Consider the following 26041-nt stretch of genomic DNA (forward strand, 5'->3'; position numbering starts at 1 on the left):
TCTTAATTTAATAATTAGATAATAATACCTCAGCCCGTTGAAATTGGCAAGGGCCCTTTTATTATTATAATATTTTAAAATTAAAACGGGGATTTTAGTCCCCGTTTTAATTATTCTAAATAATTTTAGATAAACGCCACGCTGGCCACGTAATCACTCGCTTCTTTAAATTTCATAATCCTCACGCCTTGGGTGGCTCGGCCCAGAGAAGACACGCTCTTGCTCGGAATGCGGATTACCTGCCCGTTGGCGGAAATCACCAGAATGTCCCTTTCGTCTTTGGAATTCACCACTTCGGAGAAAATAATCTTGCCATTCTTGTCGGTGATGGCCGCGGTTTTTATTCCCGACCCGCCGCGTCCCTGCACTTTATAAAATTTAAGGTTGGTCTTTTTCCCATAGCCCTTGCCCATCACCACAAAAAGTTCCAGCATTCCTTTGCTCACCATTGAAGACACCACCACGTCCATACCCACTACCATATCCTTGCCTTTTAATCTGATACCGCGCACACCGGCGGCCGCACGGCCCATCGGCCGCACTTTGGATTCTTTGAATCTGATGGACTGCCCGTTGGAGGTAACCAAAATTATCTCGTCATTGCCGCCCGAGGGTTTGACCCATTCCAAAAGGTCATCGCCCTTAAGCTTGATGGCGATTAATCCGGAACGCCTCACTTTTTCAAAATCTTTAACATCCGCCTTTTTAATCAACCCGCCTTTGGTCACCATTACCAGATATTTATAATCACTAATCTCGGCCGTGGAAATAATAGCGGAAACTTTTTCATTGGAAGCCAATTGAAGGAAATTGACAATCGCCTGGCCCTTGGCCGTGCGCGAAGTCAGAGGCACGTCATAGGCTTTGAGCTGGAAGACCCGCCCGCGGGTCGTGAAGAAAAGCAAATCTTTATGAGTGGTCGTGGTCAAAACTTGCTCCACCACATCTTCTTCTTTGGTAGTCAGGCCGATAACGCCCTTGCCGCCGCGGCTCTGTGTTTTAAAAGTGGTCGGCGGCAGACGCTTAATATAACCGTCGCGGGTGATAAGAATGATAGTTGATTCGTCGGGTATTAAATCCTCGGCGCGGAATTCGCCCACCGGATGCGGCACAATTTCCGTTCTTCTCTCGTCCCCGAATTTAGCCACCAGTGCTTTAATTTCATCTTTAATAATTCCCAAAATTCTTTTAGGCGATTTTAAAATCTCGGATAACTCCTGAATTATTTTCTTTTTTTCTTTTAATTCCTGCTCCACCTTGATTCTCTCCAAATTGGCGAGTTGCTGAAGTTTCATTTCCAAGATAGCCACGGCCTGCCGGTCGCTCAACCTGAATTGTTGCACTAAATTCTTTTTAGCATCGTCTTTGTCTCTGGATTTTTTGATGGTGGCGATTATTTTATCTATGGATTTCAGGGCCAAAACCAAGCCCTCTAAAATATGCGCGCGCTCTTTGGCTCTTTCCAAATCAAAAGACACGCGGCGTCTCACCACTTCCTGCCGATGTTTGACATACTCCTCCAAAACCATTTTTAAAGTCAGCACTTTAGGCTGGATGCCGTCCACCAGCGCCAGCATATTGACGTGAAAAGTTTCCTGAAGCTGGGTCAGATTAAATAAACGATTTAAAATCTTTTTGGCGAAAACGTCTTTCTTAAGCTCAATGACAATGCGCACTTCCCCTTTAGAGGATTCATCGCGCAAATCTTTAATGCCTTCTATTTTTTTATCCTGCACCAAGGCGGCAATCTTTTCAATCAAACTTGACTTGTTCACCTGATAAGGAATCTCCGTGACGATAATATTATAATTGCCGGATTTGGCTTCCACTATTTCCGTTTTGGCGCGCATCACAATACTGCCCCGGCCGGTAGCATAGGCCTCTTTGATGGCGTTAATATCATAAATAATTCCGCGGGTCGGAAAATCCGGACCTTTGATATGCTCCATTAAATCTTCCGTGGAACAATTGGGGTTATCAATTAAATGGATAAGGCCGTTGCCAAGTTCGGTTAAATTATGCGGGGGGATATTAGTCGCCATGCCAACTGCGATACCCATGGTGCCGTTCAAAAGCAGATTGGGCAGTTTTGAGGGCATGACTGCCGGTTCGGCGTGTGAACCGTCAAAATTCGGGCGAAAATTCACGGTTTCTTTTTCTATATCCAAAAGCATTTCTTCGGAAATAGGAGCGAGCTTGGCTTCGGTATAACGATAAGCGGCGGCGCTGTCTCCGTCCAAAGAGCCGAAGTTCCCCTGACCCCAAACGAGAGGATAACGCAGGGAAAAATCCTGTGCCATACGAACCATGGAATCATAAACCGCGGTGTCGCCGTGCGGATGATATTTGCCCAGCACTTCACCGACGATGGTCGCCGATTTTCTGAATTTCGCGCTCGGTTTCAGGCCAATGTCCCACATGGCGTATAAAATGCGGCGGTGCACGGGTTTCAAGCCGTCGCGCACATCAGGCAAGGCGCGGGCGATAATGACAGACATGGCGTAATCCAGATATGATTCCTGCATTTCTTCAATAATCGGACGCTGTTCCACTTTCCCGATATTTGAAATCATTTCCTTCTCCTCGCCGGCCGGTTCCGCAATTTTTTCGTTTACTTTTTCCGTTGGCTTTGATTTTGGTTTGTCTTTGCCCCGCGGCAAGGATTTCTTTTTAAACATATAAAATCTATTTCTTATCTTGATTATTATTTTTTAATTCCAAAATTTTATTCTTTAACGATTCCACTTCCTCCTCGCTTAGGGAAACTTTCTCTTCTCCTCTTTCAATAAGCTGCGGCAATATTTTCTCCTGCAGAACATCTTTCTGCTCCGTAAAATTATTGAACAAACCCGCCGCTTCGTGGCGCAATTTCTGCCAGGCCTCGCCCGAAGCCGATTCTCCCGGCTGCCGTCCGGTCAAAAAATTAGGTAAAAAAATAAGCCAAAAAATAAAAATAACGGCGATAACAACAAAGGAAAGAATCCAAATGAGGCTATGTTTATCTTTAAAGCTCTTCATTGTTTTTTAGCTTTGTTCCAAAACCACCACTTCCGTGCGGTCTGGCGGCAAATCTTTTTTCTTTAACGTATATTTTCCAAGCGGCTGAACTTTAAGCGCGTTCATTTCTTTTAAGAATTTTTCCACTGAATCCAAGTTTAATTTCAATTGCGGAATCTTATACTGCATGGGTATCACCACGCTCGGTTCAATCTGGTTGATTATTTCCACCGCTTTTTTGGCATCCAAAACCTTTCCTCCGCCCACGGGCACAATCAAAACATCTATATTTTCCAGTCGTTCCAATTCTTTGTCATTTAAACTTTTGTTTAGACTGTCCAAATGAGCAATAGTAATTCCTTCTGATTCTATTCGGTAAATTGTAGTCCGTCTGGCTTCTTTCTGACCCTCTACGGCATCCAGCGCAATGCCATAAACAAAAATGCCCTTAATCTCGTACTCGCCCGGGCCGTTTATTAAAAAATATTCTCCGGAAATAGATTCCAAACCATTGGAATCCGGGTCGCTCATCACCACAATATCCGCTTTGGCGCGCGGCGGTTTGAGCCCGATATCCTTGTTGTAAGGGTCAATAACCAAAACGGTTTCGCCGCTTTGGATTTTAAAACACCCTTGTCCCAACCAGCTGATATGCATAAAAAATAAAAAAATTAATGGTTAACCAGTGAGGTAATTTTAACATTTTATCCGTGAGATGTAAAGAGGGATTTAACCACAAAATATAGATAAAATTCTTAATTATTTTGAATTATAAAATATGCCCAAATTGTCATTCCGAGCGACCGGAGGGAGCGAAACAATCCAGTATTTAAGCTGATAATCTGAGATTGCTTCGTCCCCCGACGTAACGTCGGGGTCCTCGCAATGACAAGAGTCGTTCGGGGTTTTTTGTAAGGAATTTAAAAAGCCCACATTCGCAAGACGAATGTGGGCAAGGGTTAAAAAAAACAAAGATACAAGGAAACAAACTTAAACTACTGAGCGAACCCGCAAGCGCGGGAGGGCATTGTCAGGGTCGTACCAGTAGACGCCGAACCCGTCGTCGCTCCAGTAGGCGTACGGGACGCCGCCGTCCGAGCCGCGAGAACCGGCGCAAAGGGTAACGTTGCCCTTGTCTAAATGGCCACCCATAACTTTAAAGTAGACAATCTCCAAAAGAATGCGTTCCGTCAGCGTTATGCCTTGGATGCCTTCTTTTTTAACATCCTTGGCTGACTTGTTCCGATGTTCTTCGTCGGCCTCAATATTGGCCTTGAAGAATCTGACTGTGGTTTTTTTGGCCTTTTCGGAAACTGTTTTGTCCAAGTCATCGACATATTTCCAGGTCGGGAAGAGTTTACTGGCAATGGCGAACGCTTCACCCGGAGTCATACCTTTGGGTACCACCACGGGCCAGACATCGCCGGTGGGGATTTTGACGTCAGCGGGAAACTCACAGTCAATGCCCAGGTCGGTATAAATTTTCTTGACCATCTCAAGGGTAATTTCTACTGGCAGTATAAGCGCCTTGCGTAACACCTTGTTAAGAGCGTTGGGATTCTGAATCCACTCTTGAGCTGTTTTAGTATCCATATCTCTTGGCAGAGAACGGATTACTGCAGACGCTAAAGCTGCAAACTGGTCGGTTCTAATAGTAGATTTGCCATTTTCCATGGTTTTTTTCTCCTATTTTAAAGTTCTTTTTGACGCATAGAGACCATCTCTAGACATCATTATAGTATGACCTATTTTGATGATTTCGTCAAGCCCCCGACCCATCGGTCGCGACCGGCTGGTCTTGACCAGTCAGTCGCGACTGACGGGTCTTGCCAAAAAAACTCGCCTGTATTATAATTAGATTACTTATTTTAATAATCCCCCACTGGGGGAACTTTTTGTCCCGCCTTGGGCGAGACCGAAGGTTAACATCTAATAAATAATTTTTATGAAAGCTTCTGTTAAAAACAAAAAGGCTACCGGAGAAATGGAGAAAATGCTCGACGAGAGCGGTGATTATTTAAAACAATCAACTGTCGGGGAAATTGTCAAAGGCACGGTTATCAGCGCTTCCGGCCGAGCAGTCCACGTTGACCTCGGAGGATTAGCCACGGGTATCATCCGCGGACGCGAACTTCTTAATAATTCCAAAGAATACGGCAATCTTAAACCCGGAGACGAAGTGGAAGCCACGGTTTTGGAAAAAGAAAATGAAAATGGCGAAGTGGAACTTTCTTTCCGTTATGCCGGCCATCGCAAGGCCTGGGATAACGCCGTTAAATTCACAACCAGCCAGGAAGCGACTACCGTCAAAGTAGTCAACGCCAATAAAGGCGGACTGATGATTACCTTTGACAGCCTCCCGGGATTTTTACCGGTTTCCCAACTCATCGCCGAACATTATCCGAGAGTTCAGGGCGGCGACAAGAATAAAATCTTGGAAAAATTAAAAGAACTTATCGGTCAGGACCTTAAGGTTAAAATCTTGGATGCCAATGAAAAAGAAGAAAAATTGATTGTCTCGGAAAAGGCCGCCTGGGAAGAAGAACAAAAAGCCATCATCTCCCAGTATAAAGTTGGTGATATGGTGGAAGGTGAAGTGACGGCGGTCACCGATTTCGGCGTCTTTATCAAGTTTGAAAATTTGGAAGGATTAATCCATATTTCCGAACTGGCGTGGCAAAGGATTGACGACCCGAGAGAATTAGTCAGGGTCGGAGAAAAAGTCAAAGCCGAAATTATCAATATTGAAAATTCTAAAATTTTCCTGTCCATGAAAAAACTGAAAGACGACCCCTGGAAAAATGTCGCTGAAAAATATAAAGTCGGAGAAAAAGTCAAAGGCAAAGTGCTGAAAATAAATCCCTTCGGACTTTTTGTAGAGCTGGATAGGGACATTCACGGCTTGGCGCATATTTCCGAGCTCTCCACTAAAACAATTTCTTCTCCGGAAGAAGTTGCCAAACCGGGAGACGTTCTGGAATTCAAAATCGTTTCTCTTGAACCCAAGGACCACCGCCTGGGCTTGAGCATTAAAGCGCTCAAAGAAAAACCCAAGGCCAAGAAGGAAGATAAAGAAGATGAAAAAAAAGATGCCAAAGAAGAAAAGGAAACTCCGGCAGCGGCAGAAGAGGGAAAAGAGAAAGAGGCAGAAAAAAACGAAGCTAAAGAAGAAAAAAAATAAAATACTCCCAAAAAACATCCTGAGTTTGTCGAAGGGTGTTTTTTGTTGCCGGCGTTAACCCTTGGCAGTTGCAAACAAACACACTCTACCTTATAATATATATACCAATAAATAATTCCTTTTATTTTTATGAAAAGCCTGATAAAAAACATTCTTATCTTTCTTCTTGTCTTTCTGGTGATTGCCGCTATTTTTAGTTCTTATAATTTCACCCGGCCAAAAATTAAAGACGCTGACATCGGCCAGCTCATCGCCCAATTGAATAATGAGGAGGTGCAAGGCGTGGTCATTGAAGAAAATTCCCTTCTGATAACCTTAAAGAACGGGGAACAGGAAAAATTGCAGAAAGAGCAGGGTGAATCATTTGGCGAAATTATTAAAAATTACAACGTCGCTCCGGAAAAAATTTCCAGTTTAAATATCGCCGTTAAATCCAAAAGCGGCTGGGCTTATTGGAGCGAAGCTCTTCTGCCATTTTTGATTCCTTTTATTTTTATCGGGGTTTTTATCTGGTTTATGATGCGCCAAGTGCAGGGGGCGAATAACCGTGCCATGATGTTCGGCCAAAGCGGAGTCAGGGAAACGCCTAAAAATCAAAAAGATAAAATCACTTTTAAAGATGTGGCTGGAGTAAAAGAAGCCAAGGAGGACTTGGATGAAATCGTGGAATTTTTAAAGACCCCAAAAAAATTCGTCGCGCTGGGCGCCAAGATTCCCAAAGGAGCGCTCCTGATGGGAGCTCCCGGCACGGGCAAAACCCTGCTCGCTCGCGCGGTGGCCGGTGAAGCCAATGTTCCTTTCTTCCATATTTCCGGTTCGGAATTCGTGGAAATGTTCGTGGGTGTCGGCGCCAGCCGCGTGCGCGATTTATTCACCAAGGCGAAAAAAAACGCGCCCTGTATTGTTTTTATAGATGAAATAGACGCCGTCGGCAGGCAGAGGGGCGCGGGGCTGGGCGGTTCGCACGATGAAAGAGAACAGACGCTCAATCAAATCCTGGTGGAAATGGACGGTTTTGACCCTAATTTGGGGATTATTGTGCTGGCGGCCACCAACCGGCCGGACATTCTGGACCCGGCTCTGCTGCGCCCGGGCAGATTTGACCGGCGCATAGTTCTTGATTTGCCGGACATCAATGACCGGGAAGCTATTTTAAAAATTCATGCTAAAAATAAACCTCTGGCGGCGGGAGTTACTCTAAGAAAGCTGGCTGAACGCACTCCGGGATTTTCCGGAGCGGACTTGGCCAACTTGGTTAATGAAGCGGCTATCGCGGCGGCGCGACAAAATAAAAAAATTATTGATGAGATCAATCTTTTGGATAGCATCGAAAAAGTTCTTCTTGGTCCTGAAAGAAAAAGTCATCTGCTTTCCGACAAAGAAAAAGAAATCACCGCTTATCATGAGGCCGGACACGCTCTTGTGGCCCATCTTCTGCCACACACCGACCCGGTTCATAAAATTTCCATCATCTCGCGCGGGCGGGCGGCGGGCTATACTTTAAAACTCCCGGAAAAAGACCGCAGCTTAAAATCCCGCCAAGAATTTGTGGAAGAACTGGCCGTGCTTTTGGGCGGACAAATTGCCGAGAAACATTTCTTTGGCGATGTCACCACCGGCGCTTCCAATGATTTGCGTGAAGCCACAAAAATCGCCAAAAAAATTGTCACCGAATATGGTATGAGCGAGAAACTTGGCTTGCGAACTTTCGGCGAAAAAGAAGAATTAATTTTCTTGGGCAAAGAAATCCATGAAGGAAAAGATTATAGCGAAAAAACGGCGGAAAAAATTGACGAGGAAATAAACATGTTTATCAAAAACGCCAAAGAAACGGCGCAAAAAATTATCGGCGGCAATGAAAAACAAATGAAAAATATCGTGGAAAAATTAATGAAAGAGGAAACGATTGAAAGAGAGGCCTTTGAGAAAATCGTTGGACCCAAGCCGAAAAAATAACTTTTTTCTACAAAAACAAAAACGCTCCGGCGGATTTTTACCCCGCCGGAGCGTTTTAATGTATTCAAAATTTTCTGATAAACCCTTACTTAGAATTCCACAACTCATTAAAATAATCATTATAACTTTGCACGATATATTTATTTTGAGACACAAATATCACCGGCTCGTTCTCAGCCCAATTGGTAATCGCTATTTTATCTTTCAAAAGCCAGATGACGTTGGGATTCTTGGTCGGCGCCGACAAAAGATATTTAGTTTCCATCCAGGGCAGTTTAGTCAAAGCATGCCCTTTAAAACTCAAATCAATGATATTTTTCCACTTAAGCCCTTTAATTTTTTTGGCGTGTTCCACAATCTCGGCGAACATTTTGGGATAACGGTCCACGAAATAACCACGCGCGCCGATCCAGCTAATCCCACCTTGTTTGTCCGCCTCCAACCATAAATCCCGCAAGACCTCGGGTCCGCGAGCGATATAAGTGTCCTGCTCCCAAATTTCTTCAAAATATTTTTTAAAACCTTGATACACCTCGGGCTGCTCAAAATAAAATATCACCGGTTCAACACCGCTAAAAAGCAAACGGGTTTTGCCCCTGTACATAGTTATCTGCATTGGTATGGGCGGTGCGGAAATAAACGGTTTGATAAAACTTATTTTGCCTTCGGGATCGCCGCCCTTCACAAAAAATCTTTCCTTTATCTCTCTTAAATTTTCCTGATAAGACAACATTTTTACTATTACCCCTTTTTTAATGCGGTCGCGATGATATTGGTCAAAAAAATCTCCATACTTAGGGTCAGTGCCTAAAGCTGTCCCGAAAACATAATACTCCTCTCCGGGTTTTAGTTCGGTAAGCATGTCGTAAAAAACTTTTTTCAACGCCGGCATACCATTTTCCATTCTCACCGGCTGTTTCCAAAAATATTCAAAATATTTTTTAAATCCCTCTACTGCCTGCTTACTGCGGATGGAAAATGTCACCGGGTCAGTATCGGCCACGCTGATATTTAAAATATCGTGATAAAAAGAAAACCACATCGGGGTTTCGGCGCCAAAGGGTAAACTTTTCGCATTTTCCCCATAAGTCAAACCGCGCCGCTCGGCCATCTCAGAGCTGGAACTTCCTATCAGCGCCTTTAAATGCGCGCCCCGGGACATAATCTTTTTATTTAATTTAGCAAAGTATGGGTCCAGCACCGGACTGCTATTCTGCTCTGAAATTCCCAAAACATAATAAGTATCACCCGGCTGGATATTTTCTACTGCCCGCTGGCGCGTCAGAATAGTTCCTTCATTGCCTTCATAAACATTAATGTCGCGAGGGGTGGTAGTTTGTTTCTTTTTTAATTCTTCAATCACGCCAGCAGCAACATCCAATTTTCGCTCAATACTCTCTTTTAAATATTCGGGACTGTTGGCTTCAAATACTGCCACCTTACGACGCTCCACTTTAGATACCAAATCTTTTTTTACCAATTCTTCCAGCGCCGTGTACACCAAATTTCGATGCAAGCCGGTATGTTCAATGATTTTACCGGCCCGAGATTTGCCCAATTCAAAAAGCGCTAAATATACCGTGGTTTCATTTTTAGAAAAGCCCAATTTTTGTAAATTTTGTTCCAGCATATTATTAGTTTGTCATAATTTATATGACAATTTTATTATACCATTTTTAGCCAAAAATGTCAATATCTGACCGGGTTAGTCAAAATAAAAATGACTATATTTTAGCTTATTTTAGCCAAAAAACCCTTGACAAGTATATTAAAATATGATAAAATGGTGGGGCCAAGATAAAAACTTGGAAGAGGCCACACCAACAATCTTTGAAAACACAAGAAAGGAGATTGAAAATGAAGAATCTTTTGGTGTTCGTGGTATTATTCGCGGCAACAATGTTGTTCGCCACCGTGGTTACGGCGGCCGGAAACAACCAACCGGTAGCGAAGCTCGGCTATAATACGCAAGTGCTTATGCCCTTCGCCACCACGGATGGCCATTGGGAAGGAGGCGGGCTTGGCCTGGCAAATAGCTTTGCCCTGACTATCCCCTTCCCCGACGGCTGGGCCGTGGGCGTAGAGCCGGGGGTTCAGACCGGCTTGGCGGCATTTCTGCCCAACCCGCAACTGGCGGCATCAGCATCCTACCAATTTACCAACAAATTTTCTCTGGGAGCTGGCGGACTCTATCGTTACCTGCCCAAGTACACGGGTGGCGCACCGACCGATGGTCAGTTATTCGCTGCGGCTGTCACACCTATTTTCCCATTGGGGCCTGTGGTACTCGCCTTCCCAGTCGGACCGGCATACAACACCATCGCGAAAAAATGGGGCGGAGTATTCAGCGTTAAGCTGACTTTCCCGCTGGCCGCTTGGTAGCAACAAACCTCGCGCACGCCGAGCAATTAGCGTGCCGTTTGCCGAGAACGTCTCTCGGCTCATTCTTGTTGGATCCAAGAAGCATGCCCTGAACCCTTGTGGTTCAGGGATAACAAAAAACCATTGCGCCTTATCCGCCGATGGTTTTTTGTTTAAAAAATTTCACCTCCTTTCTTGTAAATCTCCCCGAAATTACTTATACTATATATAAGTAATTAATTATCAATAAAGGAGGAATTATGACTCAACTTTATAGGCCTATTATCAAACAGGCGGCGATTATCACCTGGCGTTTTAAATTTTTATGGATTTTTGGTTTTTTTGCCACCGCCCTAAGCGGCGCCGGAAACTACGAAATAATTATCCAGGCGCTCCAAACCATGCGCGGGGAAGGATTTTCTCTTATTGGGCTTAAACTGTTTTTCTCTAACCAAATTTTTGAAGGACTCACGTTTTCCAACATCGGACACTTTTTAGCCCAAAACCCGCTGGACGGCTTACTGATAATTTTAACCTTACTTTTGGCCCTGGTTATTGCCATTATTCTTATTTGGGTCATTGTTATCTCGGTGGCCGCCCTTATTTATAGCATCGGGAAGCTATACAAAAATGAACGGGTGAGTTTTGCCGAGGCCTTTGAAAACGGCGCGAAAAACTTTTGGCCGGTTTTGGGTATAAATTTTCTGGCAAAACTCGGCGTCGGCGTTTTTCTCTTTATAGTCAGCATCCCTCTTTTCTATCTGGCTTCTAATCCTTCCTGGTTAAACGTTCTTCTTTATCTTATTTTATTCATTATCATGGTTGCCGCTTCTGTCATTATTTCTTTCGTCAGCATTTTTGCCATCACCTACGTAGTTCTGAATAAAAATCGCTGGTGGGAATCTATAAAATACGGCTACGCCTTATTTAAAAAGAATTGGCTTATCAGCATAGAAACGGGAATCATCGTGCTTTTGATTAACTTTCTGTTCGGCCTGGCTTCTCTCGCAGTTATTTTAACTCTCAGCATACCCTTTGTTCTGCTTTTATCCCTTTTTGTGACCCTTTCTTCCTCTGTCGGTTATGTCATTGTGCTTGCGCTCGGGCTTATCGCCCTCCTTATTTTTATCATTCTGGCCAGCGCTTTCATATCTTCTTTCCAGTTTACCGTCTGGACTCTGCTCTGGTTGCGCATTCAAAAAAAGGCCCAGCCCAAAATTATGCGCTTAGCCGAAACTCTCTATAAAACATAACCTATGTCCTTCCTTAACCCGCGTTCTGATGATTTAAAAAAAATCAAAAAACACGCCCGCTCTTGGTCGGCCGAGGAAGCCCGGGAACAATTCACTGAAAAAATGCAGGAAATCAGAATTAAGGAAAAAGAAAAAACTACGGCTGAAGAAGCCGCTACTCGGGGATTGCCCTACATAAATCTCAAGGGAATTCCCATTAGTCCCGAAGTGCTTTCAAGTATTTCTAAAAAGCAGGCTGAAGAATTAAAGATTATCTGTTTTTTCAATAATGCCGGACAAATACGCCTGGGAGCATTGGAACCGGAAAAACCGGAAATGAAAGAATTGCTTTTTCAATTAGAGGAACGCTTCCACGGCCAAACCAAAATCTATCTGATTTCCGAAGAAAGTTTTAACCAAGCTTTTAAACTTTATGATGCCATTCCGGAAATCAAAGAAGTGCCGACGGGTGTCACCATCAGCGAAGAGGAACTTTCCAAATTCCGCGCGGAGTTAAAAACTTTTAAAGATTTAAACGCTCGAATTCAAAAAGCTTCTATCACTGACGTGATGGCTATGATTATCGCCTCCTCTCTAGAAAGCCGAGCTTCGGATATTCATATTGAGGCCGAGGAAGAAGACGTCAAAATTCGCTTTCGCATAGACGGCGTCCTGCAAGACACTGCCGTTTTGGAAAAATCCGTTTGGCCGAGGATTATCTCGCGGCTTAAAGTTGTCGCCGGACTGAAAATCAACGTGGAAGACGCGCCGCAGGACGGACGTTTCACTATTTTTATTAAAGAAGGTAAAACTGACGTCCGCGTTTCCACTTTGCCGACGGCCTACGGTGAAAGCGTGGTGATGCGCCTTCTTAAATCCACGGCCACCAGTTTACAATTTGAGGAATTGGGACTACGCGGCGGCGCGTTGGAAAAATTAAAAAAAGAAATTGAGCGGCCCAATGGAATGATTATCACCACCGGCCCTACCGGCTCCGGTAAAACCACCACGCTTTACGCAATTATAAATAAATTGAACGAACCGGGGATAAAAATCATCACCTTGGAAGACCCGATTGAGTATAAATTAAAAGGCATTAATCAGAGCCAGATTGATTACTCCAAGGATTACACTTTTGCTAAGGGGTTGCGTTCAATTTTGCGCCAGGACCCGGACATTGTGATGGTGGGAGAAATTCGCGATTTGGAAACTGCGGAAATCGCCATTCAGGCCGCCCTAACGGGACATTTGGTAATTTCCACTATTCATACTAACAGCGCCGCCGGCGCCTTGCCGCGTTTTCTTTCCATGGGCGCCAAACCCTTTCTTTTAGCTCCGGCCATTAACGCCATCGTCGGGCAGAGATTGGTGAGAAAAATCTGCGAAGAATGTAAAAAGGAAATCTCGCCGGACACGGAAATTCTAAAAAGAGTAAAGGGCATTTTAGCCGAACTTCCCGAAGCCGAAAAAAAGAATGTTAATTTGGATAAGCTAAAATTTTATGCTGGCCAGGGTTGCGCGGCTTGCAACGGTATCGGCTTTAAAGGGCGCGTCGGCATTTACGAAATTATGAATATGAATCCCGAAATAGAAAAACTGATTCTCTCTGGTAATCTTTCCGAATACCAGATACAAGACATTGCCGTTAAAGATGGAATGGTGACCATGGTTCAAGACGGGCTGTTAAAAGCGTTAGACGGTATCACTTCCGTAGAGGAAGTATTTAAAGTAGCGGAGTAAAATTAACTTAATCTTATGAAACCAACGGATTTGGAAAAATTTGGATTGTCGGACAAAGAGGCCAATGTTTATTTGGCCGCTTTGGAGCTGGGGACCTCCACCGTTCAAAAAATTTCCGGTAAAGCAAAGCTAAAACGCCCCACGACTTATGTGATAATAAAATCTCTTACTAGCAAAGGGCTGATGAGCAGTTTTCAGGAGGGGAAAAAACAATTTTTTGTGGCCGAAAATCCGGAACGATTAAACAGTTTCATGGAGAATCGAAAAAGAGAATTAGATGATAAAAAGGAAGAATTGAAAAAATTACTGCCGGAGCTAAAAACAATTTATAACGCCGCCGAAGGGAAGCCTACTGTAAAATTTTATGAAGGCAAGGAAGGCCTCCTGATGATGGTGGAAGAATTTTTGGAATCGGATATAAAAGAAGCTATGATGATTTATTCAAACGATCTGGTTGAAAAAGTATTCACGGAAAAAGAACGCGCTGATGCCAGAGAACGAAGAGCTCATAAACAAATACGCGTCCAAAGTATTTATACCTCCGCTGCGGCAGAGCGTCTGCCTTCAAAATTCAGCGAGAGAAAAAGAATCCCCGAAAATAAGTTTCCCCTGTTCTGCGATATAACTATTTTCGCCGATAAAGTCCGTATCGCTTCTTTGGGCGACCGACTATCCGGCATTATTATCCAGGATAAAGCCATTGCTGAAACTCTTAAATCTATTTTTAAACTGGCTTGGGAAGGTGCGGAAAAGTATAACCAATCAAAAACATAACAACTATAAACCCTAAAAAGTAAAAGCCCAGGATACGCATTGGTAATCCTGGGCTTTTTTGTTTTTGGGGCAAGGCTTAGAAATGTCCGAATGTACAAAAAATCGTGGAATCGGTAGATTTTAAGACACTCTTGATATCGCCCCGTTGCCGAAGGGAGGTTCTTCCTTCATCTTTTTTTCTTTCTCTTGTCTGTTTTTTGGTCTGATTGACAATTGGCAGATACTCTATCTGTGCTACTTACTAGTCGTTCACCTTACATACCTCCTTTCAATTTTGAGGGTAATTATTGGGATTTTTATAGGTCCTTCCCCAACCTCCATAGAGAAGGACCTACTTATTCCCTTAAAATTTAGTCAGGCATAACACCCTCCTTTGTTACTGGTTGACTAAATACACCGCTATTCTTTTAAAATAACAAAATTACTGCTGGCTCCTATATTATCATATGTCTTATATATTGTCAATAGTGGTTGACAAAGGCCTGTGGATAACTTTTTAAAAATACCCCGTAAAAAATTATTATTTTCTATAAATGTCATAAAAAAATAACAATATTATGAGCTTTATTTTTAGCTTAAATTAGCCAAAAAATTAAATAATATTTATAAATTAAGTCAGGGGGGCTTGACAAATTTTTTAGGGTGTGTTATAGTGGTGCTATCAGTTGTCGAAGTTCCTTAAAACTAAATTTAAAAAATTCTGACAAGCACCGGGATAAGGGTAAAAACTTCCCAAAATATTGTATTCCAACGGCCCCCTACGGCCTTGGGATATTACTCTTCCTTTTATGGAGAGTGCCCATGCTTGTTACTAGGGGCTACCACCCCCGGTGTTTGTCAGAATCTAAAATTTTTGCACAGTTTGGGGTAGTGTAGGAGCCGGTTACTTCGACTAAAAAGAGATAACCAATTTGTTGCTTAGCCATCCTCCGTTTAAGGAAGAAAATGGCTAAACGCAATTTGCTTTGCAATATGCTGAAGTAAATTGTGGCGGAATGAAAGTTCCACCTCTGCTCTGCGCGAAAGTGTAAAGCAGGGGCCAAAGCGATACGGCGCCGCGGCAAGCACCGACCCCGCCTCTTCTCCCCAAATTGAGCAATTTTACATGCCCGACGATAATTATTTCGTCGGGCTCCTTTCTCAAGTCAGAAACTTATCCGGCTTGAGAAAGGGGCTTGGTAGTGTAGATAAGGGATACTTCGGATATCGGTTTCTATTTAAGCATTGCCCTTGTCACTTTTTCTCCAGGAACCTTGTAATTTGATAACACAAAACTGCCGTCTGATAAATATCGGACTGGTGTAAGGAGGGAATTTAAATGAAGCAAAACGTAAAAGCCACAGTAGCTGAACAGTTTGCTAACCGTTCTGACGCCGTAGAAAATTATGAAGGCGGACTTGCGTTTACGCTTGAACCGTGTTCAAAACTCTATACGCGCGTTTGCTCCTCGCTCGCGGGTGAGGACAAATTTTACACCAATGGGAAAACTGTGGACTCGGAACTTCTTACTGACATTCAGGAAGCCGCGAAAGTGAATCCAGAATTCATACTCCGGCTTGCCGCCTACGCCCGTCAGAAAATGAACATCCGGTCAACTCCCATCGTTCTTCTCGCTGAAGCTGCAGCTCTGCCTGCCTGTAAACCATTTGTGCGCCGTTGGGCTCCGGAAATCATCCGCCGAGCGGATGAACCCGCCGAAGTCATTGCCTACTGGGTAAAACGGCACGGTCCCATTGGTTCGCACGGTACAGCTGGTGGTGAACATGCTTTCCCAAATTCTCTTTCTCGGGGGATTGGGGACGTGCTTGAGCGTTTTGACGAGTACCAATTCGCTAAATACGACAGGAATAACTGCGCAATTTCATTGCGCGACGTCCTTCGCATTGTGCGCCCTACTCCGAAAACCGCCGAATGCTCCGCTCTCTACCGGTATCTGGTGTCGGGTCAGGTTGACTCGCAACTTCTTCCCAAACTTGCCGCCAAAGCAGAACTTATGCGCAAGCAGGAGTTTAACGCCGAGGCGCGTGAGCTTATAACCAAAGCTCACGCCACCTGGGAAGTGGTAATTTCCAAATTTGGCTCACGAGCTGAAGTTTGGAATGAAATCAACTTGTCCTTCATGGCTGGCCTGCGGAATCTTCGCAATCTCCTTGAAAAAAACGCTGACCAAGCGCTTGCTCAAGTGATTGCTATGCTCCGCGACGCTGAACACGTGAAACGGTCGAGGCAATTGCCTTCCCGCTTCTACTCAGCATACCGAGCCATCACTCCGTACGAAAGCGGGCGTTGTATGTGCTACGAACAGCAAACTGAAGAAAGCGACAAGGTCGCCAATCATCCCATGGTCAATGCGGCGCGTGAGGCGATTTTGCAGGCGTTGGCGTCGTCAGTAGTGAATTTGCCGCGGCTTTCGGGCCGCACATTCATCACCGCCGACAACTCTGGCTCAATGCAGACGCCCATCTCCGCCAAGTCCACGGTATGCCGTCGCGACATCGCGAACCTACTTGCTGCCATTGCCCACACCATGTGCGACGAGGCAATCTGCTCTGTGTTTGGAACACACCACAAGGTGGTGCCGGTTGTTCGGGAGGACTCCATCCTCACGAACATGGACCGGCTCGCTAACACAGACGTAGACCACTCGACAAATGCCTACCTGGCGGTTAAGCATTTGCGCGAGACAAGGACCCGGGTTGACCGGATTATCCTTTTCTCGGACATGCAATGCTACGACCTCGAGGCTCGCAACAATGGTTACTGGTGCGAATCAGGCCAATCGCTTACCGAAGAACTGCATAAGTACCGCAGTACAGTGAATCCCCAAGTACATCTTTACTCGGTGGACCTTGCTGGCTACGGCACAGCGCAATTCCCGCAAAGCGACCGGCGCGTAGCGCTCCTTGCTGGCTGGTCTGAACGGCTCTTGGAGTTCATTCCGCTTTTTGAGCAGGACAAAGTCCAGGCAGTTGAACAAATTGCCAAATGGATGCCTTCTGCCAAAAACAGAGCTAGCAGGGAAACGGCCTAACAATGTTTTAAAAGGGAGATTCAATTCAAAATTGTCTCTCCCTTCTTTTCTCCTGCCCCGCAACTTAGTTTTGCGAGACAGAAGAAAGAGTTATTGTTGTGTCAATTATAAACAACCCTAACCTTTAAACGCGGTTGATAGACGTGTAGCTATCAACTTGTCTGCCCGGGGCGCGGCCAAAAACCACTATTGGAGCGCTCTAATAGTGGGCATCGCCCGGGAAGACGCCCGCCCTTTTTTGTGAAATTTATCGCCAAAGAGCGAGGGGCGGAGTGAGAGCGGAAGTTATATATCTCAGCAAAGAGCGCGAACTCTTTGTTGGGCCGCAATCACCCCGAAGGCGTTTCGCGATGACCTCCGGACTGCACAAATTTTTTGCTTTGTTAAAAACAATTAATCTAAGGAGGTGTCATGTCTAAGCCTTGGGATATCACAAAGGAAGAAGCTATTGCAGCAGGAGAGCGAAAGCGCAAACGTCGTGAAGCCGCAGATCGCGAAGATGCGCCGCTCTTAGCCAGAATGCTTGCTGAAAACGAGGAATTCATTACCGAAGTGGTAAGAGCACACAAAACAACTCAAGAAGGACAACTGTAAAAGGATAAGGTGGGTGGTTATGCGCAGCCATCTATCTACTCAAACTTGCCGCATGGGCTAAGGTAGTAATCATTGCCCCGTTCTTAGGGGACAGTAATCGTTACCTTACTTGAAATGACGGCAGGGGGTCCTATGGGGTAACACCATAGAGTGGCAATGTAATCAGCTAGAATTTGCGGCGTACTAATGTACGTCAACAAAGTCGCTGTACCGGTTGCCGGAGGACCGTGAATCCAACGCCGGGCATACGCCACACCCAGATACGCTTCGGGATAAAATTCACGGCAAGCGTTCTGGGGCTGCACAAATTTTAAAACCCACCATAATACGGCGGGTTTTTTAATACAAATACTTGACAAAATTTTGACTCTGTTATAATATCTGAAGATGCTTAAATGTTCTTTAAACAACGGAGGTATAAGTGAATAATGAATCTAGTAAACGAAATATGGTATGAAGGGCTGGTTGAAGCCGCAAAAAAAATTTTAAAGCCTGAAAACCGAACGCTTGGTCTTGAGGCCGTAGCCCGACCAGTTTGGGGGGAAACCATTGAAAAAATGATTCGAGAAGAAGGAAAAAACAATGCCCCCGAGCAAATGGAAAAAATTTTAAAAATGTGGAGAGAAAAATCACCGGAAGAAAAAGAGAAGGAATTTGATAATTCCGACCGAAGTTTCAGGGAATTTATAAAACAAATAAAGAGCCATTCTCTAATGGCTCAAATATCAAAAGCCCCCCTAAATTAAGAGACAACAAAAAAGCGCTCAATGATTAGGCGCTTTTTTTAAATTCTCTAAAATCAATCCCCCTAAATATAAAGCGGTCTTCCTCTTCCTCTGGTAAAACTTCGTCTTGAGGAAAATACTGTTTTGGTATTCTAAAAATCAAGTATTTCAAATTATCCTTACTGATTTCTCCGGTAGTCCGGCGACAAAACTGACGGTTGGGCCGCAATGGGTCAGCGGGGCAATCTTCAATTTGTAAATTATTCTTACTTAAAAACATCAAAGAGATAATTCCGGGGTCGGTTTGCCCCTCTGCCATAGCTATCTTTATCCCCTCATCACTTACTACAGCCGAATTACCTCCCCCGTGTTCTTGGCCGGAAATTTTTATACCCTTACCTAAAAATAATAAATCTACCACTCTATCTATCGCCTCTCTCCTAACTAACAAACCGCCGGCGTGTTGAAATATGTCTTTATAAATCTCTCCGATATCTTCTTCTATAAAAATTCCCTTAGCTTCCAAAGCATTTTCTATCGCCCTAAAAAAATTGGCGATAATTTCTTTTTTTTCCTGTTCGCCCACCGGCTTTCTCAACCTATCAATAATATCTCTTAAATTTCGACTGACTAATTCACCCTTAACTTCCCCACTAGTTATTTTTTCTTTTTCCATATAATTATTTCTCTTTTATTAGTCTTACCCGATTTTATCTTAATTTGCAAGTGTCGCCCGCCCTTAAATATCTTTTTTACTTTATCCGCCCATTCAATTACCACCACCGAATTCTTATCTCCCAGATATTCGCCGAGGCCGATGTCCAGTAAATCCCGCTCGTTATTTAGGCGATAAGCGTCAACGTGTACGAAATTTTGAATTTTGAATTTCCCTCGACCTGAGCTCGGGACGAAGGTTGAATTTTGAATTTTATAGACCTTCATTAAAACAAAAGTCGGGCTGGTGATATTTTTTTTAATGCCAAGACCCTTGGCCAATCCTTTGGTAAAAACCGTCTTCCCGCTGCCCAAATCTCCTGTCAAACCTAAAACTTCCCCGCCCCTAAGGCCGGCGGCGATTTTCTTCCCCAAGACGATTGTTTCTCTCTCGCTTTTAGTAATATATTTTTTCACCATACACTATAATTCCAAATTAGGGTCAACTTCCAAATCTCTCCAATTTCCCAAAAGATTTTTTTTGTTTCTAATTTTTTGGAGATTAAAATATCCGGCCACTGCCGCCATTGCCGCGTTGTCTCCCGCATATTCAATCGGGGGCAATAAAAATTCCGTGGCGAAGAGTTCTTTCTTAACTCCGCGAGTTAATTCTTCCCTTAATTTTTTATTGGCTGAAACCCCGCCGCCCAAAATTACCGTCTTAACTCCAAATTTTTTAGCGGCGGCAAGGGTTTTATAAACTAAAACGTCAACGACAGCCTGTTCAAAAGAAGCGCACATGTCAAATAACAATCTTTCTTTTAATTTTAATCCCTGGACTTTGTATAAAACCGCGGTTTTCAATCCTGAAAAAGAAAAATCAAAATTATTACTCTTCATCATGGCCCGCGGTAACTTAATCGCCGTCGGGTCACCCTTGCCAGCCAATTTAGAAATTATGGGTCCGCCGGGGTAACCGATATCCAACATCTTGGCAACTTTATCAAAGGCCTCGCCGACGGCATCGTCTAAGGTTTCTCCGATAACTTTGTAGCGCCCATAATCAGTCATCAGCGCGAGGAGCGTATGTCCGCCGGAAACCACGAGCACTAAGGCCGGAAATTTAATCTTCAGAAGTTTGTTTTTACGAAGCCAAGCGGAGAAAATATGCGCTTCCAAATGATTAACGCCCACCAGCGGCTTGCCCCACGCATAACTTAAGGTCTTGGCCGTTTCTACTCCGACTAAAAGTGAAGTAATAAGCCCAGGCCCGCGCGTTACCGCAATAACGTCAATTATTTCGCTAGAAATTTTAGCCTCTTTTAAGAGGTAAATTATAGTTTTTACGTGTTCCCGCGCGGCAATTTCCGGCACGATTCCCCCATATCGGGCATGTATTTTGACCTGCGAAGAAACTAAATTTTTAACAATTTTAAAACCACTGCCCCTGAAATCCAGAAGAGCAACGGCTGTTTCATCACAAGAAGTTTCAATTCCTAAAATCCTCATAACTGTCTAAATTAACATCATCTATATCATAAAGCAACCTTGGAAAAGAAGCAAAAAACTGTTATAATGCAATTAAGAATCTCCGGGGGCTAAATCTCCTTGACGAAACTTCTCCCATCTGTTAAATTAAATCTAATTTTACTTTTTCTGCCGCCATCGTCTAGGGGTTAGGACACCAGGTTTTCATCCTGGTAACCGGGGTTCGATTCCCCGTGGCGGTACTAGCTAGAAATTTTTACTAAACAAAATACGTCAGAGGGGTTCGCCCCGTCATCCGACGGGGCGCCCCGAGTTTATCTCGGGGCGATTCCCCGTGGCGGTACCAAAATTAAATTTTAAGTAAGAAGGAGGAGTATGCAAAATAAAAAAAGTTTTTTAAATAAAATAATCAGCTTAGATGGCGGCGAAGAGTTTGCTAATCCTTTTTTAAATTTGGAAAACGAGAATCCTAAAACTCAAGAAACAGCTGAATCGGATTGGGGGGAATTTGTGGAGGGGGAAGGGCAATTGGCCGTTGATGTTTATGAAACCGAGGAGGCCCTAACAGTTAAATCCACTATTGCCGGCGCTAAGCCGGAAGATATTGAGATTTCCGTAAATAATGACATGCTCACCATCCGCGGAAAACGAGAAGCGGAAGAACGGGTGGAAAAAGAAAATTATTTTTACCAAGAATGCTACTGGGGAAATTTCTCCCGCTCCATAATTCTTCCTAAACCCATAGACATAAATAAGATAACCGCTCAATTCAAAAATGGGGTGCTGACAATCATTTTGCCTAAAATAAAAACGGCCGAAACCAAAATCACCGTTAAAGAAATTGAGGAATAAAAAAATTATGGATACCCCCTTCTATTTGGAAGGCATCCTTGACCACTATGAGGGTGCTAACGCCATTATCGCTTTAGATAATCAACGACTGATTTGGCCAAAAAATAAACTTCCGCCAGAAACCACCGAAGGAGCAAAAGTCATACTTGAGTTGTATAACAATAAAACCCTGGAAAGAGAAAAAGCTGATTCGGCCAAAGGACTATTAAATGAACTGCTGCAAAGCCATGATTAAATCAGAATTTTTATCAAATAAATTACTAAAAAGGTGGCTGGGTTTTTTAGCCGCCTTTTTTTTAATTATTGTTTTTATCGGCGGGACAGTATTTGTTTACAACCACGCCTATGCTGAAGAATTTTTTCCCAGAATCTGCGTGGGGAACTACGACTTAAGCGGGAAGACCAAAGAAGAGGCTGAGGAAATACTCAAATCCCGGGCGGAGTTAATAAGCAATCAGCAGTTAATTTTTAAGATTGAGGGGCAAACCTTCTCCGTTTCTCTAAAAGAATTGTCGCCGGAAACTCCTCTTATTAAATTTAATATCTCCGAAACCATTGAACGGGCCTATAATATCGGACATAATAAAGATTTACTGACGGATATTCCGGAACAACTCAACGCTCTAATTATCGGGCAAAATTTCAAGGTTGATTTTGTTCTGGAAGAAAAATTGCTTCTGGAAAAAATAAAAGAAAAATTATCTCCCCTGGAAAAACCAACTCAAAATTCTAATTTTATCGCGGAAAAGGGGGTCGTCATTGGCGTCACTGAAGCGCAAGCGGGAAAAATTTTAAATTACGACGGAATTATAGAAATAATCAAAGAAAATGTAGAAAATTTTTCAACCATACCGGCTATAGAAATGGTCTGTGTTGAAGCCCTGCCGCAAATTATACCCACTGAAGCTGAAAAATATCTAACAAGCGCCAACGAACTTTTGGCTTTAGCTCCTCTTAAAATCTCCCTGGAAAACAAACAATGGCCGGTTGACAAAATCACTTTGGCAGATTGGTTAATGCTAAAAACCGGATTAAACGGAGAAATGATTATCGGGCTAAATTTCCCGAAGGCGACGGCATTTCTGAAAACTATTGCCGAAGAGATTAACAGACCGTCGGCTGATGCCATTTTTATTTACGAAGACAATCAAGTAAAAAAATTTGTCCCAGGGGTGGACGGCGCGGAGCTAGATTATCAAAACACTCTTTCAAAAATTGAGGGGGAATTCATTAAAAATAAAAATACTGAGATAACCGCGGTCATAAAAACGACGCCGCCAAAAATCACCCTTGAAGAAATAAATCCCTTCGGCATCAAAGAACTTGTGGGTTATGGGGAGTCGGATTTTAAGGGCAGTCCTAAAAACCGCGTGCATAACATTTATAATGGTGCCGCTAAACTGCAAGGGGTGCTTATTGCTCCGAACGAAGAATTTTCTTTGGTTAAAACTTTGGGGGAAGTTGAAGCCAGCACCGGTTATCTGCCGGAATTAGTTATTAAAGGTGACCGCACTATTCCGGAATACGGCGGGGGTTTGTGCCAAATCGGCACAACCACTTTTCGCGTCGCCCTCGGCGCCGGCCTACCGATTACCGAAAGAAAAAACCATTCCTATCGCGTCTCTTATTATGAACCAGCCGGCTTGGATGCCACTATTTATAATCCTAAACCAGATATGAAATTTATTAACGATACCGGCAACTATTTAATTTTTAATACTCTTATAGAGGACACCAAAGTGAGATTTGAACTTTGGGGTCAACCAGATGGGCGCACTCATAATTATACTACTCCGGTAATCTCTAAAATAACTTCTCCCGGGCCGACTAAATATATAGAAACCGAAGAATTAAAACCGGGCGAAGAAAAATGCGTGGAACGGGCCCATAATGGCGCTGACACTTATTTTGATTATACTGTTATCTACCCTGACGGCCGGACAGTTAAAGAAAGATTTGCTAGTCATTATGTTGCCTGGCCCAAAGTTTGCCTCATAGGAAAAGAATCGGCCGTGGAAACTGACACTGCCGAAACTAATACCGAGACAACTCCGACAACTACGGAAACAACTCCTGCGCAATAAAAAAATTCCTGCCAAGAAACTGCATCCAAGAAGATAGTTAATAGGAAAAATCGAGCACGAAGCCAGATTGTTCCTTCTAATTATCCCCATGCTTGTCGTGGATGCAGATTCTCAATAGGAATTTTGTATTTACTGACTGACAGTTTAATATACCATATCCCCAAAATACTGTCAAGACCCTTATACACCCCTTGTTCACACTTTTCTCACATTTTACCTTTTTTTGCTAAAATTAGATAAAAAAACCGCCCTTTACCCACCGCCGGACGGTTTTTATTTAAAATCAGGAGTTTATTTTATTATTTTATCCACTATCCCGTAACTCTTGGCCTCGTCCGCGGACATAAAATAGTCACGGTCAGTATCCTTTTCAATTTTCCCGATCGGTTGATTAGTGTGTTTGGCTAAAATCTGATTCAATCGGTCACGGATTTTTAAAATATGCTCGGCGCGAATCTTAATATCCGTAGCTTGCCCTTCGGCGCCGCCCATCACCTGATGAATCATTACCTCGGCATTCGGCAGGCAAAATCTTTTGCCCTTAGTACCGGCGGCTAAAAGCACCGCGCCCATGGAAGCGGCCATGCCGATACAAATAGTGCTGACATCCGGCTCAATAAATTGCATGGTATCGTAAATCGCCATACCGGAAGTTACCGACCCGCCCGGGCTGTTAATATAGAGTTTAATATCCTTGCTTTTGTCTTCGCTGGCCAAAAAAAGCATTTGAGCGATGATTATATTGGCGATATGGTCGTCAATCGGATCGCCCAAAAAAATAATTCTTTCTTTAAGCAGGCGGGAATAAATATCATAGGCCCGCTCGCCGATATTGGATTTTTCTATCACCGTGGGAATAAGGAAAGTTGATTTTGGCTCGTATTTTTTATCCATAAAATTATTTTTTACTTATAAACTGCTTCTAGCTTATCATTTTATTTATATAAAGTCAAAACGTCTTTTTTTAATTCTCGCTTCTTAATTCCTGACTCACACTCTTAAACTATTTCCCATTCTCCATCATCTTTCTCTTTTAAACTGCCTTTAATGGCAAAGCCGGCGGCCTTCTTGTGCCCCCCTCCGCCAAAAAATTTCGCCAAACGCGAAACATCCACGTCGTCATGGGAAGTTCTTAAATTTATCCTTAACTGTCCGCCTAATTCCTCTTTAATAAACATGGCGGCCTTAACTCCGCTTAAATTATTTAAAAAATTGGAAATTCCGGAAACCGCTTCTTCGTCAATGCTATTTTCCTCAATATCCCTTCTGGTGACAAAAGTGACGGCTAGCCCGTTAGCGGTAATTTTAAGACGGGATAAAACTTCCCCCCAAACTTTCAGACCGGCGACTGATTTATTTTTTAAAATGTGGGGCAAAATTTCACCCAAAATGACTCCGGAGGAAAGGAGCTTCGCCGCCACATTCAGGGAGTCGGCAGTTGTGGCTGGATTGGAAAAATTGCTGGTATCGGTCAAAATACCGGTTAGCAAGCAAGTGGCCATAGGTCGACTGATGGGAATTCTCCCGACTTCAAATAAATAAAACAAGATTTCGGTGGTAGAGGAAGCGCCGGGATTAACAATGTTCAAATCGCCAAAATTTTCATTGGTCGGATGGTGGTCTATGTTGACAATCACCGCCTTGGTCTTTAAATTTTTAATCTGCTCCTCAATGCCGGCATAACGCAAATCACCGCTGTCTAAAATAATAATCAAATCCGCGCCGCCGGCGAATATCTCGATATCATTTTTAAGTTTGTGAGAAAATGGCAAAAAATTAAATTGAGCCGGCAGAGGGTGCAAACAAAAAGAGGAAAAAACTTTATTGAGGGATTCTAAAAATAAACAGAGGGCAAAATTAGCCCCCAAAGTATCGCCATCGGGTCTCTGATGAGAAACCACCAAAATCCGCGAGGCGGCGTTTATTAAATTAAAAAATTTTCCCTGTAATGTCTCGTAATTCATAATAAGGCAATCAGACCAGCTTACAGCTCCTTCTTAATCTTGTCAAGCAAGGCCTCTATGGCCATGGCCTTTTCCTCGGTAACATCAACTGCCCACTGAATTTTGGGAAAAACTTTGGTGCGAAACTTTTTATTTAACGCCTGCTGTAATTTTTTGGTATTTTTGCGCAAAATTGCCAAGACCGTGCCGCGATAGTTTTCCGGCAGGACGCTCACGTAAACTTTCACAAATTTAAGGTCCGGGGCGGTGTCCGCCCCGACAATAGTGAGCAAGCTTCCCAGCGGCATTTCCAAATCACGGTTAATAATCCTGCCAAGCTCCTCTTGAATAAAAGAATTAAATTTTTCCTGGCGTAATGACATATTTTATTATCATAAATATACACCAATTATTTAATTATGTCTATAT

Annotated in this window: 23 protein-coding genes and 1 tRNA gene; 13 read left to right on the forward strand and 11 right to left on the reverse strand. The window is 43.5% G+C overall.

Annotation, left to right across the window (positions count from 1 at the left end; genetic code table 11):
• Nucleotides 1-125 precede the first annotated feature (125 nt).
• From gyrA to PHG22_03660, 4 genes are all read right to left on the reverse strand, one after another.
• Nucleotides 126-2678 carry a DNA gyrase subunit A gene (gyrA, locus tag PHG22_03645; protein MDD5490857.1) on the reverse strand — a complete coding sequence of 851 codons (2553 nt, stop codon included), beginning with the start codon at nt 2676-2678 and terminating at the stop codon, nt 126-128.
• A gap of 7 nt (nt 2679-2685) precedes the next feature.
• On the reverse strand, nt 2686-3018 hold the full coding sequence (locus PHG22_03650; GenBank protein ID MDD5490858.1) for a hypothetical protein: 333 nt from the start codon (nt 3016-3018) through the stop codon (nt 2686-2688).
• A 6-nt stretch (nt 3019-3024) separates the two neighbouring features.
• Nucleotides 3025-3654: an MBL fold metallo-hydrolase gene (locus PHG22_03655; protein MDD5490859.1), complete on the reverse strand. Its 630-nt coding sequence runs from the start codon at nt 3652-3654 to the stop codon at nt 3025-3027.
• Nucleotides 3655-3987: 333 nt separating this feature from the next.
• A complete protein-coding gene (locus tag PHG22_03660) occupies nt 3988-4671 on the reverse strand; it encodes a hypothetical protein (GenBank protein ID MDD5490860.1) in 684 nt (227 codons plus the stop codon).
• A 271-nt stretch (nt 4672-4942) separates the two neighbouring features.
• Between PHG22_03660 and PHG22_03665 the strand changes: the two genes are divergently transcribed.
• The gene (locus tag PHG22_03665) at nt 4943-6178 is read left to right on the forward strand and encodes a S1 RNA-binding domain-containing protein (protein ID MDD5490861.1); all 1236 of its coding nucleotides are present in this window, start codon (nt 4943-4945) and stop codon (nt 6176-6178) included.
• Nucleotides 6179-6307: 129 nt separating this feature from the next.
• Nucleotides 6308-8134: an ATP-dependent zinc metalloprotease FtsH gene (gene ftsH, locus PHG22_03670; GenBank protein MDD5490862.1), complete on the forward strand. Its 1827-nt coding sequence runs from the start codon at nt 6308-6310 to the stop codon at nt 8132-8134.
• A gap of 85 nt (nt 8135-8219) precedes the next feature.
• Here ftsH and PHG22_03675 read toward each other — a convergent pair whose 3' ends face one another.
• The gene (locus PHG22_03675; GenBank protein MDD5490863.1) at nt 8220-9764 is read right to left on the reverse strand and encodes a helix-turn-helix domain-containing protein; all 1545 of its coding nucleotides are present in this window, start codon (nt 9762-9764) and stop codon (nt 8220-8222) included.
• A 227-nt stretch (nt 9765-9991) separates the two neighbouring features.
• Between PHG22_03675 and PHG22_03680 the strand changes: the two genes are divergently transcribed.
• The 7 genes from PHG22_03680 to PHG22_03710 all read left to right on the forward strand — a co-directional run bounded on the left by PHG22_03680 (nt 9992) and on the right by PHG22_03710 (nt 18612).
• Nucleotides 9992-10516 carry a hypothetical protein gene (locus PHG22_03680; GenBank protein MDD5490864.1) on the forward strand — a complete coding sequence of 175 codons (525 nt, stop codon included), beginning with the start codon at nt 9992-9994 and terminating at the stop codon, nt 10514-10516.
• A gap of 239 nt (nt 10517-10755) precedes the next feature.
• On the forward strand, nt 10756-11748 hold the full coding sequence (locus PHG22_03685) for a hypothetical protein (protein MDD5490865.1): 993 nt from the start codon (nt 10756-10758) through the stop codon (nt 11746-11748).
• A gap of 3 nt (nt 11749-11751) precedes the next feature.
• Entirely contained in the window at nt 11752-13467 is a 1716-nt protein-coding gene (locus PHG22_03690) for a GspE/PulE family protein (GenBank protein ID MDD5490866.1), read from the forward strand.
• A gap of 15 nt (nt 13468-13482) precedes the next feature.
• On the forward strand, nt 13483-14241 hold the full coding sequence (locus tag PHG22_03695; GenBank protein MDD5490867.1) for a helix-turn-helix domain-containing protein: 759 nt from the start codon (nt 13483-13485) through the stop codon (nt 14239-14241).
• A 1318-nt stretch (nt 14242-15559) separates the two neighbouring features.
• Entirely contained in the window at nt 15560-17272 is a 1713-nt protein-coding gene (locus tag PHG22_03700; GenBank protein ID MDD5490868.1) for a TROVE domain-containing protein, read from the forward strand.
• 411 nt (nt 17273-17683) lie between these two features.
• Nucleotides 17684-17866, forward strand: a complete 183-nt coding sequence (locus PHG22_03705) for a hypothetical protein (protein ID MDD5490869.1) — start codon at nt 17684-17686, stop codon at nt 17864-17866.
• 428 nt (nt 17867-18294) lie between these two features.
• On the forward strand, nt 18295-18612 hold the full coding sequence (locus tag PHG22_03710; GenBank protein MDD5490870.1) for a hypothetical protein: 318 nt from the start codon (nt 18295-18297) through the stop codon (nt 18610-18612).
• A gap of 25 nt (nt 18613-18637) precedes the next feature.
• Here PHG22_03710 and PHG22_03715 read toward each other — a convergent pair whose 3' ends face one another.
• The 3 genes from PHG22_03715 to tsaD are packed head-to-tail and all read right to left on the reverse strand — an operon-like array spanning nt 18638 to nt 20754.
• Nucleotides 18638-19267 carry a hypothetical protein gene (locus PHG22_03715; GenBank protein ID MDD5490871.1) on the reverse strand — a complete coding sequence of 210 codons (630 nt, stop codon included), beginning with the start codon at nt 19265-19267 and terminating at the stop codon, nt 18638-18640.
• On the reverse strand, nt 19249-19725 hold the full coding sequence (gene tsaE / locus PHG22_03720) for a tRNA (adenosine(37)-N6)-threonylcarbamoyltransferase complex ATPase subunit type 1 TsaE (GenBank protein ID MDD5490872.1): 477 nt from the start codon (nt 19723-19725) through the stop codon (nt 19249-19251). Before tsaE ends, PHG22_03715 begins: the two co-directional genes overlap by 19 nt.
• 3 nt (nt 19726-19728) lie before the next feature.
• Nucleotides 19729-20754, reverse strand: a complete 1026-nt coding sequence (gene tsaD, locus PHG22_03725; protein MDD5490873.1) for a tRNA (adenosine(37)-N6)-threonylcarbamoyltransferase complex transferase subunit TsaD — start codon at nt 20752-20754, stop codon at nt 19729-19731.
• Nucleotides 20755-20903: 149 nt separating this feature from the next.
• Between tsaD and PHG22_03730 the strand changes: the two genes are divergently transcribed.
• The 4 genes from PHG22_03730 to PHG22_03745 all read left to right on the forward strand — a co-directional run bounded on the left by PHG22_03730 (nt 20904) and on the right by PHG22_03745 (nt 23669).
• Nucleotides 20904-20975, forward strand: a tRNA-Glu gene (locus PHG22_03730).
• Nucleotides 20976-21108: 133 nt separating this feature from the next.
• Nucleotides 21109-21585, forward strand: a complete 477-nt coding sequence (locus PHG22_03735; GenBank protein MDD5490874.1) for an Hsp20/alpha crystallin family protein — start codon at nt 21109-21111, stop codon at nt 21583-21585.
• A 7-nt stretch (nt 21586-21592) separates the two neighbouring features.
• A complete protein-coding gene (locus tag PHG22_03740) occupies nt 21593-21820 on the forward strand; it encodes a hypothetical protein (protein ID MDD5490875.1) in 228 nt (75 codons plus the stop codon).
• Nucleotides 21795-23669: a VanW family protein gene (locus PHG22_03745; GenBank protein ID MDD5490876.1), complete on the forward strand. Its 1875-nt coding sequence runs from the start codon at nt 21795-21797 to the stop codon at nt 23667-23669. The genes PHG22_03740 and PHG22_03745 overlap by 26 nt, the downstream gene beginning before the upstream one ends.
• A 291-nt stretch (nt 23670-23960) precedes the next feature.
• On the opposite strand, the gene clpP is transcribed toward PHG22_03745, so the two are convergent.
• From clpP to PHG22_03760, 3 genes are all read right to left on the reverse strand, one after another.
• On the reverse strand, nt 23961-24563 hold the full coding sequence (gene clpP, locus PHG22_03750) for an ATP-dependent Clp endopeptidase proteolytic subunit ClpP (protein ID MDD5490877.1): 603 nt from the start codon (nt 24561-24563) through the stop codon (nt 23961-23963).
• Between the two features lie 104 nt (nt 24564-24667).
• A complete protein-coding gene (locus tag PHG22_03755; GenBank protein ID MDD5490878.1) occupies nt 24668-25633 on the reverse strand; it encodes a bifunctional oligoribonuclease/PAP phosphatase NrnA in 966 nt (321 codons plus the stop codon).
• A gap of 20 nt (nt 25634-25653) precedes the next feature.
• On the reverse strand, nt 25654-25995 hold the full coding sequence (locus PHG22_03760; GenBank protein ID MDD5490879.1) for a ribosome-binding factor A: 342 nt from the start codon (nt 25993-25995) through the stop codon (nt 25654-25656).
• Nucleotides 25996-26041: the final 46 nt, after the last annotated feature.

It is taken from the genome of Patescibacteria group bacterium (genome assembly GCA_028716045.1).
Taxonomy (GTDB): domain Bacteria; phylum Patescibacteriota; class Patescibacteriia; order JAQUQO01; family JAQUQO01; genus JAQUQO01.

Excerpts from the sequence above, each read along its gene's own strand:
- gyrA (MDD5490857.1), bottom strand. The coding sequence starts at position 2,678 with ATGTTTAAAAAGAAATCCTTGCCGCGGGGCAAAGACAAACCAAAATCA.
- PHG22_03650 (MDD5490858.1), bottom strand. The coding sequence starts at position 3,018 with ATGAAGAGCTTTAAAGATAAACATAGCCTCATTTGGATTCTTTCCTTT.
- PHG22_03655 (MDD5490859.1), bottom strand. The coding sequence starts at position 3,654 with ATGCATATCAGCTGGTTGGGACAAGGGTGTTTTAAAATCCAAAGCGGC.
- PHG22_03660 (MDD5490860.1), bottom strand. The coding sequence starts at position 4,671 with ATGGAAAATGGCAAATCTACTATTAGAACCGACCAGTTTGCAGCTTTA.
- PHG22_03665 (MDD5490861.1), top strand. The coding sequence starts at position 4,943 with ATGAAAGCTTCTGTTAAAAACAAAAAGGCTACCGGAGAAATGGAGAAA.
- ftsH (MDD5490862.1), top strand. The coding sequence starts at position 6,308 with ATGAAAAGCCTGATAAAAAACATTCTTATCTTTCTTCTTGTCTTTCTG.
- PHG22_03675 (MDD5490863.1), bottom strand. The coding sequence starts at position 9,764 with ATGCTGGAACAAAATTTACAAAAATTGGGCTTTTCTAAAAATGAAACC.
- PHG22_03680 (MDD5490864.1), top strand. The coding sequence starts at position 9,992 with ATGAAGAATCTTTTGGTGTTCGTGGTATTATTCGCGGCAACAATGTTG.
- PHG22_03685 (MDD5490865.1), top strand. The coding sequence starts at position 10,756 with ATGACTCAACTTTATAGGCCTATTATCAAACAGGCGGCGATTATCACC.
- PHG22_03690 (MDD5490866.1), top strand. The coding sequence starts at position 11,752 with ATGTCCTTCCTTAACCCGCGTTCTGATGATTTAAAAAAAATCAAAAAA.
- PHG22_03695 (MDD5490867.1), top strand. The coding sequence starts at position 13,483 with ATGAAACCAACGGATTTGGAAAAATTTGGATTGTCGGACAAAGAGGCC.
- PHG22_03700 (MDD5490868.1), top strand. The coding sequence starts at position 15,560 with ATGAAGCAAAACGTAAAAGCCACAGTAGCTGAACAGTTTGCTAACCGT.
- PHG22_03705 (MDD5490869.1), top strand. The coding sequence starts at position 17,684 with ATGTCTAAGCCTTGGGATATCACAAAGGAAGAAGCTATTGCAGCAGGA.
- PHG22_03710 (MDD5490870.1), top strand. The coding sequence starts at position 18,295 with ATGAATCTAGTAAACGAAATATGGTATGAAGGGCTGGTTGAAGCCGCA.
- PHG22_03715 (MDD5490871.1), bottom strand. The coding sequence starts at position 19,267 with ATGGAAAAAGAAAAAATAACTAGTGGGGAAGTTAAGGGTGAATTAGTC.
- tsaE (MDD5490872.1), bottom strand. The coding sequence starts at position 19,725 with ATGGTGAAAAAATATATTACTAAAAGCGAGAGAGAAACAATCGTCTTG.
- tsaD (MDD5490873.1), bottom strand. The coding sequence starts at position 20,754 with ATGAGGATTTTAGGAATTGAAACTTCTTGTGATGAAACAGCCGTTGCT.
- PHG22_03735 (MDD5490874.1), top strand. The coding sequence starts at position 21,109 with ATGCAAAATAAAAAAAGTTTTTTAAATAAAATAATCAGCTTAGATGGC.
- PHG22_03740 (MDD5490875.1), top strand. The coding sequence starts at position 21,593 with ATGGATACCCCCTTCTATTTGGAAGGCATCCTTGACCACTATGAGGGT.
- PHG22_03745 (MDD5490876.1), top strand. The coding sequence starts at position 21,795 with ATGAACTGCTGCAAAGCCATGATTAAATCAGAATTTTTATCAAATAAA.
- clpP (MDD5490877.1), bottom strand. The coding sequence starts at position 24,563 with ATGGATAAAAAATACGAGCCAAAATCAACTTTCCTTATTCCCACGGTG.
- PHG22_03755 (MDD5490878.1), bottom strand. The coding sequence starts at position 25,633 with ATGAATTACGAGACATTACAGGGAAAATTTTTTAATTTAATAAACGCC.
- PHG22_03760 (MDD5490879.1), bottom strand. The coding sequence starts at position 25,995 with ATGTCATTACGCCAGGAAAAATTTAATTCTTTTATTCAAGAGGAGCTT.